General features: G+C 72.0%; 11 protein-coding genes and 1 tRNA gene. 3 read left to right on the forward strand and 9 right to left on the reverse strand.

The window, feature by feature from the left end; translation table 11 throughout:
* Positions 1 to 49 precede the first annotated feature (49 nt).
* From LXT12_RS05735 to LXT12_RS26885, 6 genes are all read right to left on the reverse strand, one after another.
* Positions 50 to 871 carry an alpha/beta fold hydrolase gene (locus LXT12_RS05735; RefSeq protein WP_233390340.1) on the reverse strand — a complete coding sequence of 274 codons (822 nt, stop codon included), beginning with the start codon at positions 869 to 871 and terminating at the stop codon, positions 50 to 52.
* A 204-nt stretch (positions 872 to 1,075) separates the two neighbouring features.
* A complete protein-coding gene (locus tag LXT12_RS05740) occupies positions 1,076 to 1,762 on the reverse strand; it encodes a response regulator (RefSeq protein WP_233390342.1) in 687 nt (228 codons plus the stop codon).
* Positions 1,759 to 3,039, reverse strand: a complete 1,281-nt coding sequence (locus tag LXT12_RS05745) for a sensor histidine kinase (protein WP_233390344.1) — start codon at positions 3,037 to 3,039, stop codon at positions 1,759 to 1,761. The genes LXT12_RS05740 and LXT12_RS05745 overlap by 4 nt, the downstream gene beginning before the upstream one ends.
* A gap of 13 nt (positions 3,040 to 3,052) precedes the next feature.
* Positions 3,053 to 5,137: an SPFH domain-containing protein gene (locus LXT12_RS05750; RefSeq protein ID WP_233390345.1), complete on the reverse strand. Its 2,085-nt coding sequence runs from the start codon at positions 5,135 to 5,137 to the stop codon at positions 3,053 to 3,055.
* Positions 5,138 to 5,200: 63 nt separating this feature from the next.
* A complete protein-coding gene (locus LXT12_RS05755; RefSeq protein WP_233390347.1) occupies positions 5,201 to 5,458 on the reverse strand; it encodes a hypothetical protein in 258 nt (85 codons plus the stop codon).
* A 336-nt stretch (positions 5,459 to 5,794) separates the two neighbouring features.
* On the reverse strand, positions 5,795 to 7,330 hold the full coding sequence (locus tag LXT12_RS26885; protein ID WP_304622753.1) for a methyl-accepting chemotaxis protein: 1,536 nt from the start codon (positions 7,328 to 7,330) through the stop codon (positions 5,795 to 5,797).
* 10 nt (positions 7,331 to 7,340) lie between these two features.
* Here LXT12_RS26885 and LXT12_RS05770 point away from each other — a divergent pair, with 10 nt between their 5' ends.
* From LXT12_RS05770 to LXT12_RS05780, 3 genes are all read left to right on the forward strand, one after another.
* Positions 7,341 to 7,505, forward strand: coding sequence for a hypothetical protein (locus LXT12_RS05770; protein ID WP_233390349.1), 165 nt, complete (start codon positions 7,341 to 7,343; stop codon positions 7,503 to 7,505).
* Positions 7,506 to 7,671: 166 nt separating this feature from the next.
* On the forward strand, positions 7,672 to 9,318 hold the full coding sequence (locus LXT12_RS05775) for an Ig-like domain-containing protein (protein WP_233390351.1): 1,647 nt from the start codon (positions 7,672 to 7,674) through the stop codon (positions 9,316 to 9,318).
* A 68-nt stretch (positions 9,319 to 9,386) separates the two neighbouring features.
* Complete coding sequence (locus tag LXT12_RS05780) at positions 9,387 to 11,132, forward strand: ATP-binding response regulator (protein ID WP_233390353.1); 1,746 nt, start codon at positions 9,387 to 9,389, stop codon at positions 11,130 to 11,132.
* Here LXT12_RS05780 and LXT12_RS05785 read toward each other — a convergent pair.
* The 3 genes from LXT12_RS05785 to LXT12_RS05795 form a co-directional block, all read right to left on the reverse strand.
* Positions 11,129 to 11,791 carry a LuxR C-terminal-related transcriptional regulator gene (locus LXT12_RS05785; RefSeq protein WP_233390355.1) on the reverse strand — a complete coding sequence of 221 codons (663 nt, stop codon included), beginning with the start codon at positions 11,789 to 11,791 and terminating at the stop codon, positions 11,129 to 11,131. The genes LXT12_RS05780 and LXT12_RS05785 overlap by 4 nt on opposite strands.
* Positions 11,792 to 12,046: 255 nt before the next feature.
* A complete protein-coding gene (locus tag LXT12_RS05790; protein WP_233390357.1) occupies positions 12,047 to 12,868 on the reverse strand; it encodes a ParB N-terminal domain-containing protein in 822 nt (273 codons plus the stop codon).
* 111 nt (positions 12,869 to 12,979) lie between these two features.
* Positions 12,980 to 13,056: transfer RNA gene (locus LXT12_RS05795), tRNA-Arg, on the reverse strand.
* Positions 13,057 to 13,064: the final 8 nt, after the last annotated feature.

Genomic DNA, 13,064 nt, shown 5'->3' on the forward strand with positions numbered 1-13,064 from the left:
TTCCGCCAACGATGGCGGGCGGCAGCCTAGCAGGCTCTCTGCCGCTCTGTCACGCCGTCAGCAGGCCGGCCTCGCGCAACACGTCGTTGAAGCGCTGCGGCGCCTCCAGCGACGGCAGGTGGGCCGCGCCCCGCAGCCGCCAGGCCTGCGCGCCGGGCAGGCGCTGCGCCATCTGCTCGCAGCGCTCGACGAGATGCGGCAGGTCCAGGTCGCCCCACACCAGCCGCACCGGCCCTGGCAGAGCCTCCAGCCTTGGCCAGGCCGGCGGCGCGTCGACGAGATCGCCGGCAAGCGGCGAGCGCAAGGCGCGGCCGTTCATGTCCAGGAAGAGCGCACGCGCGGCGCCTGCAACGCGGCCTTCGGGCGCCGCCGGCCCGTCCAGCCAGAGCCGGGCTTCGAGGCGGTTGACTTCGTCCAGGTCGCCGGCCTGCTCCGCGGCCTCGATGGCGTCGGCGAGGCCTTGCACCTGGGCGTCCAGGTCTGGCGTGGGCGCACCGGTCACCGCGGGAGCGACCAGGGTCAGGCCGGCCACGCGGTCAGGGTGGGCCAGGGCGAAGTCGATGGCCAGCCGCCCACCCTGCGAGCAGCCGACCAGCTCCACGTGCGGCAGCGCCAGGGCATCGAGCACGGCGAGCAGGTCGGCCGCCATCGCGTGCGGCCGGGCGGCGAGCACGCACGTCTGCCCGAAGCCGCGCCGGTCCATGCGCAGGGCCGAACGCTGTCCCGCGGCGGCGGCCATGGCGCCGTCCCACAGCCGCCCGTCGGACACGCCGGCATGCAGGAAGGCGAGCGGCGGCCGGCCGTCGGCGTGGGGGCGGTATTCGACGGCCAGCTCGGCGCCGTCGACGGGGATCCAGTGGGTGATCTGCATGGCTTCAGTTGTCCGTTCCGTGTTCACGGCACGCACGACGCATGAAACGAGTGTCTTGCGGGCCGAGCGCTGGGCCGCTCCCGAGCCGGCCCGCGCTGGCGATGTGCTTGCGGCTCGATGCCGCAAGCATCGCCGCCCCCTCGGGGGGCGGACCAGACACGCGCCGCGTTCAGCGCGCGGGGTTGGGCCGGGGGCCGTTTCACTTCAGCTCGGCTCTGCGATGCGATAGCCCACCCCGGGCTCGGTCAGCAGCACGCAGGGCTCGGCGGGGTCCGCCTCGAGCTTGGCGCGCAACTGGGCCATGTACAGGCGCAGGTAGTGGGTCTGCTCGGTGGCGTCGGCCCCCCAGACGTCGGCCAGCAGGCGGCGGTGCGTGACCACCTGGCCGGCCTGGCGCACGAGGCGGGCGAGCAGCTTGAACTCGGTGGGGGTGAGATGGACGTCGGCGCCCTCGCGCCTCACACGGTGGGCGGCGAGGTCGACCTCAAGCCCGGCGCGGCGGTACAGGGTGACGGCCGGCTGGGCGACCGTGCCGCGGTGGCGCAGGGCCACGCGCAGCCGGGCCAGCAGCTCGCCAATGCCGAAGGGCTTGACGAGGTAGTCGTCGGCGCCAGCATCGAGCAGGCGGATCTTCTGGCCCTCCACCTGGCGGGCGGAGATGACGATGAGGGGCGTGGCACGGTCGCGGCGCAGGGCCCGCAGCAGCTCCTCGCCGTCGCCATCGGGCAGGCCGAGGTCGAGCAGCACGGCGTCCAGCGCGCCGGCATGCGCGAGCTGGGCCATGGCGTCGGCCAGGCTCGCGGCCGTCAGCACCTCGTAGCCCTCCACGGCCAGGGCCTCGCGCAGGGTCACTCGCAGTTCGCGGTCGTCTTCGACGAGCAGCAGCCTCACGCCACCTCCGGCATCTCGGGCGCGGCGCGCAGGGGCAGGCGGCACTCGAAGCTGCAGCCGCCATGGCCGCGCGGTCGCATGGACAGCTCGCCGCCATGCACCTCCGCGATGGCCCGGCACACGGCCAGGCCCACGCCGGCCCCGGGCGGGCGCTGGGCGTAGGCGGCGAGGTCGCCGCGCTGGAAGGCGTCGAAGACGCGCTCGCGCCAGGCCGGCTCGATGCCGGGGCCGCGGTCGCGCACGGCGACGAGGACCTGCTGGCCGGCGGGGCGCACCAGGACTTCGACCGGCGCGGCGGCGGGGCTGTACTTGAGGGCGTTGTCGATGAGGTTGTCCAGCAGTTGTGACATCAGGGCCGCATCACACCACAGCAGCGGCAGCGCCGGTGCCACGCGCGCCTTGACGCGCGCACCGTCGGGCCGGCGGCGCACGCGCCGCAGCGCCGCCCCGACGATCTCCTCGGCCGATTCCCAGTCGCAGCGCAGGGCCACGCCGGGTGCACCGAGCCGGGCCAGTTGCAGGGTGTTGTCGGTGAGGCGCACGAGGCGGGCGGTCTCGTCAACGATGCGGCCGGCCAGCTCCCCGCGCTGGGCCACCGTGAGCCGCTCGCCCTGGGCCTGCAGCGCGGACGCCGAACCCATGATGGTGGCCAGCGGCGTGCGGTAGTCGTGGGAAATGGCGGCGAGCAGGGCGTTGCGGGTGGACTGGGTCTGGGCCAGCTCGCCCGCCCGCCGGGCTTCGTCCTGGGCCAGGCGGCGCTGCAGGGCCAGGCCCATCTGGTCGCACAGGGCCTGGGCGTGGGCGAGGTGGTCGGGCGGCAGGGCCGCCGTGCCCAGGCCGCGCAGGGTGACGGCGCCGAGGGCGGCGTCGCGCCCGCGCAGCGGCAGGTAGAGGTCGGGTTCGCCGGCATGGTGGGCGGTGCCGGGGCCCAACGCCCGGCCGGCGTCGGCACAGAGTTGCAGGCCGGCCAGGGCGTTGGCGTCGGGGTCGCCGATGACCACGTCCTGCGCGCCCGGCCCGGGCCGCAGCAGGGCGGCCACGGGCAGGCCGGTCAGCGTGGCCAGGGCCTGCAGCAGCTCGTGGACGTGGACTTCGGGCCGATCGGCGTCGCGCATCAGGTCGCCGAACTCGCGCAGGGCCCGCTCCAGCCGGGCCGCCCGCTGCGCCGCGCGCAGGCCGCGCCAGGCGCGACGCAGCTTCCAGCCCACCCAGGCCAGGGCCATCAACGAGCCGGTGGCGATCCAGGGCAGGAACTGGACGAGGGGACGGGGCAGCATGGGGGCGCCCAGTTTAGGGGGCCCCCACGACGTCGGTCAGCACCGGCGCGGGCCGGGCGATACGGTCCTTGACCAGCCCGGCCAGCAGCACGTCGACCAGGGTGCCGCCCCCCTGCCCGGCCGCCTGGCCCACCAGCACCTCGGGCACGAGCTTGACGCCCGCGCCGGCCAGGGCCTGGGCCACCTGCACGATGGCGTAGTTGCCGGACTCCATGGAGTCGATCTTCTGGCGGATGACGGCCGCCTCGGCCTCGCCGATGGCCAGCGTGCGGCCGGCCTCGGCCTGGCCGGTCACGCGGGTGACCTCGGCGTCGGCCTCGGCGGTGATCTTCTTGGAGCGCGCCGCGCCGTCGGCCGTCTTGACCGCGGCCTGGGCGCTGAACTCGGCGATGGCCACCTTGCGCTCGGCGTCGACGACCTGAGCCTGGGTGCGTGCCAGGGCCGTGGCCTGCTCGAGCTGCTGGCGCACGCCCTGGGCCTCCATCTGCGTGGTGAAGGTGACCTTCTCCTGCTCGGCGAGCTTGCGGTCGGTCAGGGTCTTCATCAGCTCGGCGGGCGGCACGATGTCGCCGATCAGCGTTTCCACGGCGCCCACGTCGTAGGCCCTGAGGGCCGCGGCGATGGCGGCCTTGGCCTCGGCCTGGCGCTCGCTGCGCTTCTTCAGGAAGTCGATGACGTCGGAGTTCTGCGCGGCGTTGCGGAAGTAGTTGCCGATGGTGGGCTCCAGCACCTGGGTGACCAGGGCCTCCATGCTGCCGAAGCGGGCGATGACCTTGGGCGCGTCGTTGCGCGGGATGTGGATGATCTGGCTCACGTCGAGGTTGAAGGTGAAGCCGTCGGCCGAGCGCACGGTGATGGTGGACAGGTTGGCGTCGAGCTTGTGGGCCTCCGTCTTGCCGGTGGCCCAGTTCAGCACGACGTTGGCCGTCGGCACGATGCGCACCTTGTGGGTGTAGGTGTTGATGGCGTATTTGCCGGGGTCGAGCACGTCCACCCACACGCCCTTCTCGCCGCGGCGGACCATGTTGGCGTGGCGGAAGCCCTCGCCGGTCACGTCCTCGCCGGCCCGGCCGACGAAGGCGACGACCACGCCGACGGAGGCGATGGGCACCTCGGTCATGGCGATGATCTCCACGGTGGCGAACATCGGGTTGATGAAGTAGCGGCCGGCCAGCAGCACCTGCTCCTGCAGGCCCTTGGTGCCGCCGGCATCGACGAAGGCCTGCGGGTCCTGGAAGAGGTTGTGGCCGGGCACCTCGGGGCCGGCGATCTCGCCCGTGGGCAGCGAGGCGCCTTCGCGCGTGGTGACGATGCCGACCTGGTTGTCGGGCACGTCCGTCACTGGCACCTGCACGACCTTGAAGAGGCTGGGGTTGATGCGGTACTTGCCTTGCGGAATGACGGTCATCTGCGGGCCGCGCTCGCCGCCACCCGCCATGAAGGCGCGGGCGTCCTGGAAGCTGTCGCAGGCCACGGCGCGGCCGATGACGCGGCCACCGGCCAGGGGCCGGCCGTCGCGGGCCTCGACGATGCCGATCTTGCCGGGCTCGATGACGGTCATGCGCTCCAGGTGCACGGTGAAGAGCAGCGTGTTGATGCGCCAGGCGCCGGGCGGCACGACGCTCATCTGCAGGCCGCGCTCGCCGCCGGCGAGGAAGGCGCGGGCGTCCTGGAAGTTGTCGCAGTCGACATGGCGGGCCAGCACGCGGCCGTCGGGCAGGGGCAGGCCGTCGCAGGCCTCGACGATGCCGATGGCGTCGTCCGGCACGATGGTGAACTTGACGAGCTCGACCTGGTATTGCCACGGCCACAGGCCCAGGTGCAGGCCGGGGGCGAGGGTGTCGGCCTGCAGGCCGGCCTCGCCGAACAGCGCGACGATGCGGCCGGGCGGCAGTTCGCGGTGGCGGCCGAAGAGGACGAACTTCTTGGTGACCGTGCCGATGGAGTCGTCGGGCACGATGACGAAGCCGAATAGCCGCAGCACGCGGCGGTGCATGACCAGGGCAAGCAGCAGAGCCACGGCCAGCGCGGCGAGCCAGGGATGGTCGGACGGGAAGTACAGGGCGTTCATGAGGAACACGGTGGTGGTGGGAGCCACCACTGTGTTCGGCCACCCGTTAGCGGCGCATAAGGAGGCCGCCCGGTCCTTGCACGGCGCCGGTCAACGCGGCGGCAGCATCAGGCCCACGAAACTGCGTGCCCGCGGCTGCGGGGCCGGCGAGCTGAAGGCCGCGGCCAGACGCGGTCCGAAGAGCGGATGGGCGGCGATGGACATGACGCGGCGGTTGTCGCCGTCGAAGGCGAGGATCAGCCCGGTGACGGGATCGAACTCCCACCGGGCGACCTGGGGCTCGGGCGGCGGGGTCACGGCGCCGGACCGCATGGCCGGAGTGGAAAGGGTGGACGGGGCGTCGGTCATCGGGGGCTCCTCCCATGGCGGCCCGCCGGGATGGCGGGGCAGCGATGACGCAGTCTCGGAAGAACGGGCCCGCCGAGCCATCGGCCCTAGGGGTGGACGTCAGGGGGTGGCGGCGCCCGCCGTCACCTCCATCCCCCGCCTCTCCCCCGAAAGGGGGTGGAGCCAAAAAGAAAGAAACCCCGGCGCGGGGCCGGGGTGAGGAACATCGCCGGCCTGCTTGGCGGCGATGCCTGCTCCAGGGAGGGAAAGAGCAGGGGGCGTTGCGCCCGGACGCCAATCTAGGGCCTGGGTCGGGCCGCCCTTGTAGGACAACGACGCGTTGTACGTTTCCGAAGGTCAGAGGGAGAACACGCCCACGGCGGAGACAAGCTGCGCCGCCTGTTGGCGCAGGCTCTCCGCGGCTGCAGCGCTCTCTTCCACCAGCGCGGCGTTCTGCTGCGTGACCTGGTCCATCTGCGACACGGCCTCGCCGACCTGGCCGACGCCGGTGCTCTGCTCACGGCTGGCCACGCTGATCTCCTGGACGATGCTGCTGACGCGGCCGATGGCGCCGACCACTTCCTGCATGGTCGCGCCGGCCTGGTCCACCAGGGTGGAGCCGCGGCCCACGTGGGCGACGCTGGAGTCGATCAGGCTCTTGATCTCCTTGGCGGCCACGGCGCTGCGCTGGGCCAGGGTGCGCACCTCGCCGGCGACGACGGCGAAGCCCCGGCCCTGCTCGCCCGCTCGGGCGGCCTCGACGGCGGCGTTGAGGGCGAGGATGTTGGTCTGGAAGGCGATGCCGTCGATGGTGCCGATGATGTCGGCGATCTTCTTGGAGCCGGCGTCGATGTCACGCATGGTGGCGATGACGTCGCCCATCACCGTGCCGCCCTGGTTGGCGATGTCCGTGGCGTTGCGGGCCAACTGGCTGGCCTGCTCGGCGTGGTCGGCGTTGTTGCGCACCGTCGTGCCGAGTTCGTCCATGGTGGCGGCGGTCTGCTGCAGGGCGCTGGCCTGTTCTTCGGTGCGCTGGCTCAGGTCGGCGTTGCCCGAGGCGATCTGCGCCGAGCCGGTGGCGATGGACTCGGAGGCGTCGCGCACCTGCTTCACGATGCCCACCAGGTTGGCTCGCATGGCGCCCAGCGAGGCCAACACGCTGCCGGCCGGGGCCTGGTCGCTGCCGGGCACGGGGCCCAGGTCGCCCGTGGCCACCTTGCCGGCCGCGGCGCTGAGGTCGGCCGGCTCGGCACCGAGGGCGCGCGAGAGGCTGCGCACGATGAGCACGCCGTTGAGGGTGGCCAGCAGCAGCGCGCCGATGACGACCGCCACGAAGATATTGCGCTGGCCGGCGACGTGGTCCATGGACTCCCGGATCGACTCTTCCGCCCGGTTGGCGGTGAATTCGGTGTAGGCGTTGGTCGCCTTCACCAGCTCGGCCAGCAGAGGGCGGCAATCCTCGTTCATGCGGCGGATGGCGTCGTCACGCTTCTGGTCGAGGGCGAGCTTGACGATGTCCAGGGCCACCGGCGCATAGCGCTGCTCGACGCGGGCGATCTCGGCGATGAGCTGGCGCGCCTGGGGCGACACGCCCTCGCCCTGCGACATCTGCTCCAGCTTGGCCAGTTGCGTCGCCGCCGCCGAATGGGCCCGCTCCACGTTGGCGCGCTCGACCTGGAGGTCCTCGGGCCGGGTCACCAGCACGAGGTTGCGGGCCGCGACGGCGCGCTCGTCCACCGCCAGCCGCACCGCGTTGGCCACGCTCGCCCGGGCATTGATGCCGGTCACGAAGCTCTCGAAGCTCCGGCTCTGGGTTTGCAAGGCGTTCCATGCGAGGCCGGCGATCAGCAGCAGCAAAGCTGCGAGGGTGCCGAACGCAACCGTGAGCCTCATACGGACGGTCATGGAAGAGAAGTTCATTGACGAGCCTTTCGGGGTGGCGGAACGCCGTTGTCCTGGTTCAGAGTGGATTCAGGTTACCGGATGCAAACTGGTTTTTGATATTTTTGATAAAAGCGCTCTGCAAACAATTGCACGTTTATTGAGTGCGATCAAAAAAAGCGTTTGAACGTCGCAACCTCCGGGGGCCGGCAACAAGTTCACGCTTGCCCGCGTTCTGACGCGGCACTCCGCCGGATGGCGGATGGCGAGGGTCGCGAGGGCGTCCTGAAATGCGCCGCGGCACGGGCCACGGCGCCCGCCCACCCTTCTCAAAAACCCCGACAGAGGTGCCCATGCAAACGTCCAACGCCCGGCTTGTTCGCCGGTTCGCCCTTCTCGCCCTCCCCGCCGCCCTGGCCGCCTGCGGCGGCGGCAGCAGCGACAGCGCCCCGGCGCCATCGACGCCGGTGTCCACGACGCTGACGCTCAAGGGCACGGCGGCCACGGGCGCGGCCATGGCCAATGCCGCCGTCAAGGTCAGCTGCGCCACGGGCACGGCCACCGCCACGGCCGGCGCCAACGGCAGCTTCACGGTCAGCATCACCAACGGCGCCCTGCCCTGCGTGCTAACGGCCACGAGCAGCGATGGCGCCACCGAGCTGCATTCCGTCGCCGCCGGCACCGGCCAGGCCGAAACCACGGCCAACATCACGCCGCTGAGCGAGCTGCTCGTCGCCCGCCTGGCCGGCACCGACCCCAAGAGCTTCGTCGCCTCGTTCACCGCTACCACGCCCATCAGCACGGCTGACGTCACCACCGCGCAGACCGCCCTGCTGCAGACGCTGACCGCCGCAGGCGTGGACACCACAACCGTCGGCGACATCGTCGGCGGCGCGCTGACGGCCGGCAGCGGCACCGGCTACGACGGCGTGCTGGACAAGCTCAAGGCCACGGTGACCAGCGCCGGCACGACGCTGGCGGACCTGACCGCCGCGGTCGCCTCCACGAGCAAGCTCGGCAGCGCCACGGGCACCTCCACCATCGGCACGGTGCTGGCGCCGGCCGTGCCGGACTGCAGCGGCATGAAGAGCGGCACGCTGCGCGTGGTGGACTTCTCCAACGGCTCCAGCAGCCTCGTGCAGGTCGACGCCGTGGCGCTGACGGCGACTCTGGGCGGCACCAAGTACACCCTCACCAAGACCGCCGCCTGCGGCTACAAGCTCAACGACGCCGCCGCCACCCGCGTGCTGGTCTCGCGCTCGGGCATCGCGGTGCTGCTGCAGGGCAGCGGCCTGAGCGGCAACGTGCTGGTGGCCGTGCCCGAGCAGAAGCTCGACGTCGCCGCCGTCGCCGGCAGCTACGACCGCGTGCAGTACAACCAGGCGGCTTTCGACGCCACGGTGGGCGAGTTCGGCGACACCGAGTTCGCCGCCGACGGCCAGAACGGCGTCTCGATGAACTGCCCCCAGGGCTACGGCGCCTGCGTGAAGGACACGCAGTCCAAGGGCAAGCTCGTCGCCAACGCCAATGGCGGCTTCGACTATGTGGAGAACGGTGTCTCGCAGGCCCGAGTCTTCGGCTTCCGCAACGCTTCGGGCCGCATGCTGCTGATCGGCGCCGAGGCCGACGGCACCTTCATCGCCCTGGCCAGCAAGGACAAGCTGGCCCTGCCGGCGGTGGACAAGGCCACGGCCTACTGGCAGTTCACGGTCAACACGGCCGGGCTCAGCGCGATCACCGAGGACTCGAACACCGTGACGGCTGTCGACACCGCCGCCAACACGGCGACGCGCAAGTTCGCCTCCGACAGCCACACCGACACGGTCAGCTTCAACACGCCGTTCGACGGCACGCGCTACCGCGCCGCCAGCGGCTGCAAATCGTCTACCGGCGGCGCCTTCAACTGCAACGGCGTGGTGCAGCTGCCGTTCGGCGGCTTCGTCATGACGGTGAGCTCGGTGCCGACCAAGCACTTCCTGACGGTGTCGATCGACAAGTGACGACACGGACGGCGGGCGGGCGGGGCCGCACCGAGAATGCGAGCCCTGCCTCCGTCCCACCTTCCCCCATGCCCCCGAGCCGCCCTGCCCCGCTTCCCCTGCCCCAGGCCATCGCCGGCGAGGAGCGGCGGCTGCTGAAGGAAGGCACGCTGGCCGACGCGCTCGGTTCGATCGGCGCCGTGGCCGTCGTCGCCTTCGCCGAATACGCCCACGCCAGCCACGCCGCCATCACGGCCTGGGCCGGCGGCATGCTGATGCTGCTGGCGCTGCAACTGGCCTTTCCGCGGCTGCTGTCGCGGGCGAGCGACCACCGCTTCCTGCGCGGCTACGCCGTCCTCGGCGTGGTGCTGGGCCTGGCCTGGGCCGCCTGCGTCGTGCTGGTGCGGCCCGACGACTTCACCTACGAGGCCTTCGTCGTCCTGGCCCTGTGCGTGATCTTCACGGCGGGCAGCGTCTTCAGCGCCCACCACCTGCCCATGCTCTACGGCTTCCAGCTGTCGGGCCTGGGCAGCCTGGCCGCCATCTATGCCCTGCGCGGCGGCACCATCGCCTGGAGCATCGCCGCCGGCTTCGCCATCCTGATGTGGACGCTGATCGGCTATGGCCGGGCCTTCCACCGCGGCTTCGTGAGGGCCATCGAACTGGGCTTCGAGAACACCCGGCTCGTCGGCGAGCTGACCGCCAAGACCCACGCCCTCGAGCAGGCCAACGTGGCCAAGACGCGCTTCCTCGCCTCCGCCAGCCACGACCTGCGCCAGCCCCTGCATGCCATCAGCCTGCTCACCGGCCTGCTCGGCGAGCGCGCCAGCGGTCCCGGCGTGCCCGACCTCGTACAACGCATCGGCCAGTCCACCGAAGCCATGGAATCGCTGCTCAACGGCATCCTGGACATCTCCCGGCTGGACGCCGGCGTCGAGCATCCCCAGCTGATCCCGTTATCTGCCGGCGAACTGGTGGAGCGCATCGACCGCCAGTTCAGCCCCCAAGCGGCCGCGCGCGGGCTGCGGCTGCGAGTGCGGGCGGCGGCCGCCGACTCCTGGCTGCGCAGCGACCGCGTGCTGCTCGGCCGCATGCTGGACAACCTCGTCGCCAACGCCCTGCGCTACACCGCGCAAGGCGGCGTGCTTGTCGCCGTGCGCCCGCGCGGCGACGGCCTGGCGCTGGAAGTGTGGGACAGCGGCATCGGCATTCCTGCCGACCAGCTCGACGCCGTCTTCGAGGAATTCGTGCAATTGCACAACCCGCAGCGGGACCGCAGCCTGGGCCTGGGGCTGGGCCTGTCCATCGTCAGGCGCACGGCCGAGCTGCTGGGGCACCGCATCGAGGTGCGGTCGCGGCCGGGCCGCGGCTCGATGTTCCGTCTCGTCGTGCCGCGCAGCACCCCAGCGTCGCCGGAGGAAGCGCAGCCCGCCGCCGCCCCGCCGGCCGAGCCGGTCGCCGGCCTGCGCGTGCTGGTGATCGACGACGAGGCCCCCATCCGCTTCGCGCTGCAGGGCCTGCTGGAGGCCTGGGGTTGCGAATGCCTGGCGGCGCGCGACGGCGCCGAGGCCGAGGCCCGCCTCGCCGCGGCGGCCGAGGCGCCCGACGCCATCGTCTGCGACTACCGCTTCGAGCAGGGCACGGGTGTGGAGCTGGTGGGCCGGCTGCGCGAACGCCTCGCCAGCGACGTGCCCGCCCTCATCGTCACCGGCGACGTGACCGCCAGCCAGCTCATCGACATTGCGGCCAGCGACCTCCCCGTCATGCACAAGCCCGTGAGCCCGGCCGCGCTGCGCGCCTGGCTGGGCCGCGTGGCCCTGGCGCAGCTGGCTTAAGGCTCCGTACCGTCGCTGCGCTCGGCGCCGTCCAGCCGCAGGCCCAGCCGCGCGGCCGCCACCACGGCCTGGGTGCGCGAGGTGGCGTCCAGCTTGCGGTAGAGGGTTTCGAGATGCGTCTTGACGGTGGACTCGGCGATGCCGAGTTCGCGGCTGATGGCCTTGTTCGTCTTGCCCTCGATGAGCAGGCGCAGCACCTCGCTCTGCCGCGGCGACACGCCCAGGGCCTCGGTGGCCGAACGCGCTGGTGCCGTGGAGGCTGCGCCCAACGGTGCCGGCAGCACGACGCCGCCGTCCAGCACCGTGCGCATGGCGCCCAGCATGGCGCCCGTCTGCGAGCTCTTGGGCACGAAGCCGGCCGCCCCCTGCTCGACGGCGCCGACGACCAGCTCCGGGTCGTCGTTGGCCGACAACACCACGTAGCGCGGCGCCGGCGCGCGCAGCCGCAACCGGGTCAGCGTGGCCAGGCCGGTGCTATCGGGCAGCGAGAGGTCCAGGATGACGAGGCCGATGTCCGGCGTCTCGGCCAGGCGGGCCGCAGCCTGCTCCAGGCTGCCGGCCTGCAGCAGCTGCCATTGCGGGAATTCGTGGGCCAGCAGCAGGGCCAGGCCCTCGCGGAACATGGGATGGTCGTCAACGAGGAGGGCGCGTGTCAGCAAGATGGCGAAGTCAGGGGCCGGGACGCCGCAGTCTAGGCGCACAGGCGTTAGCGCCGATGGCTCGAACCGGCGCCAGTGGGCAGTTTGCCCGGGGCGAGCCCCGCCGATTGATCGCCGTCAAGCCCGGGTCAGGCGAACTGCCTAGACTGGATCACGCCTTCGGGCCCCTGCTTTCCTCCCTCGCAGGGCACCGCGCGAAGTCAACTCCGATGGTGTTCATCCCCGGCCTTGCGCCGGGGTTTTTTTGGCTGCCGTTCAGGACGTCATGCCGCGAAGGGCCGACAGCTCCTGCCTGAGCGCCGCGTTCTCGGCCTCGAGCGTGGCGACGCGCTGACGCAGCGACTCGACGGTGTCGACCGGCGCGGGCGGGTCGCTCAGAACCGATGCCGCTTCGGCCGGCGCCGGCTCCGCAGCGGGCGTCCTGCGCCGGGATTCGCGCACCCGCTTGGCCACCTGCTTGAGTTCGTCGGCGCCCGCAGCCGCCGCAGCCGCCTGCTCCTGGGCCGGCAGCGTGGCGACGGCCGCCGCCGCGTTGATGGAGATGGCGCCGGCCCTGACGGCGGCCACCAGCTCGGGCGCGCCCTGCTTCTGGATCTTCTCGATGAGCACGACCTGGCTGCTGCTCAGGCGCGCGGCGCGGGCCAGCGCCTCCCGGGTCTGCAGACTGTCCTGGGCGGGCGCATCCGGCACGGGCGCAGCCGGCGGTGCCTCCGCTTCGGCCACCGGCGCGGCAGCCGCGGCAGCGCCCTCGCGCCGAGCGGCGACGATCTCGCGCTTGCGCAGGGCGAGCACGCCGCGCTGGAAGTCCGAGATGCTGCGCCGCCCCAGGTGCTGGTCGATCATCCACAGGTGCACGTCCTCGATGGACTTGAAGCGCGGGTTCTGCACCGTCTGGAACGGCAGGCCATGCTTGCGGCAGATGCCGTAGCGGTTGTGGCCGTCCACCAGCACGTTGCCCCACAGCACCAGGGCGTCGCGGCAACCCTCGGCGAGGATGCTGCGCTCCAGGGATTCGTACTCCTGCGGCGTCAATGGGTCGATGTAGGCCTTGAGTTCTTCGTTGACGACGATGTCCATGGAGCCGGGCGCCAGCGGGCCTGGGAGAAAAAAGAGGTGGAGGATGGCGGCGCCGAGCGGGTCGGAAAAGTGCCGCGGAGCCCTCGCGCAGCTGAGGCGCGAGCACCGTGATGGCCTGCCCGGAGGGACTCGAACCCCCGACCTGCTGCTTAGAAGGCAGCTGCTCTATCCAGTTGAGCTACGGGCAGATGGGGCG

Origin of the sequence: Pelomonas caseinilytica (genome assembly GCF_021353235.1) — a bacterium.
GTDB lineage: Bacteria > Pseudomonadota > Gammaproteobacteria > Burkholderiales > Burkholderiaceae_C > Pelomonas > Pelomonas caseinilytica.

What these genes read in the sequence shown, in the direction of transcription:
- LXT12_RS05735 (WP_233390340.1), bottom strand. Translation starts at nt 871, where the DNA reads ATGCAGATCACCCACTGGATCCCCGTCGACGGCGCCGAGCTGGCCGTC.
- LXT12_RS05745 (WP_233390344.1), bottom strand. Translation starts at nt 3,039, where the DNA reads ATGCTGCCCCGTCCCCTCGTCCAGTTCCTGCCCTGGATCGCCACCGGC.
- LXT12_RS05755 (WP_233390347.1), bottom strand. Translation starts at nt 5,458, where the DNA reads ATGACCGACGCCCCGTCCACCCTTTCCACTCCGGCCATGCGGTCCGGC.
- LXT12_RS26885 (WP_304622753.1), bottom strand. Translation starts at nt 7,330, where the DNA reads ATGAGGCTCACGGTTGCGTTCGGCACCCTCGCAGCTTTGCTGCTGCTG.
- LXT12_RS05770 (WP_233390349.1), top strand. Translation starts at nt 7,341, where the DNA reads ATGGAAGAGAAGTTCATTGACGAGCCTTTCGGGGTGGCGGAACGCCGT.
- LXT12_RS05775 (WP_233390351.1), top strand. Translation starts at nt 7,672, where the DNA reads ATGCAAACGTCCAACGCCCGGCTTGTTCGCCGGTTCGCCCTTCTCGCC.
- LXT12_RS05780 (WP_233390353.1), top strand. Translation starts at nt 9,387, where the DNA reads ATGCCCCCGAGCCGCCCTGCCCCGCTTCCCCTGCCCCAGGCCATCGCC.
- LXT12_RS05790 (WP_233390357.1), bottom strand. Translation starts at nt 12,868, where the DNA reads ATGGACATCGTCGTCAACGAAGAACTCAAGGCCTACATCGACCCATTG.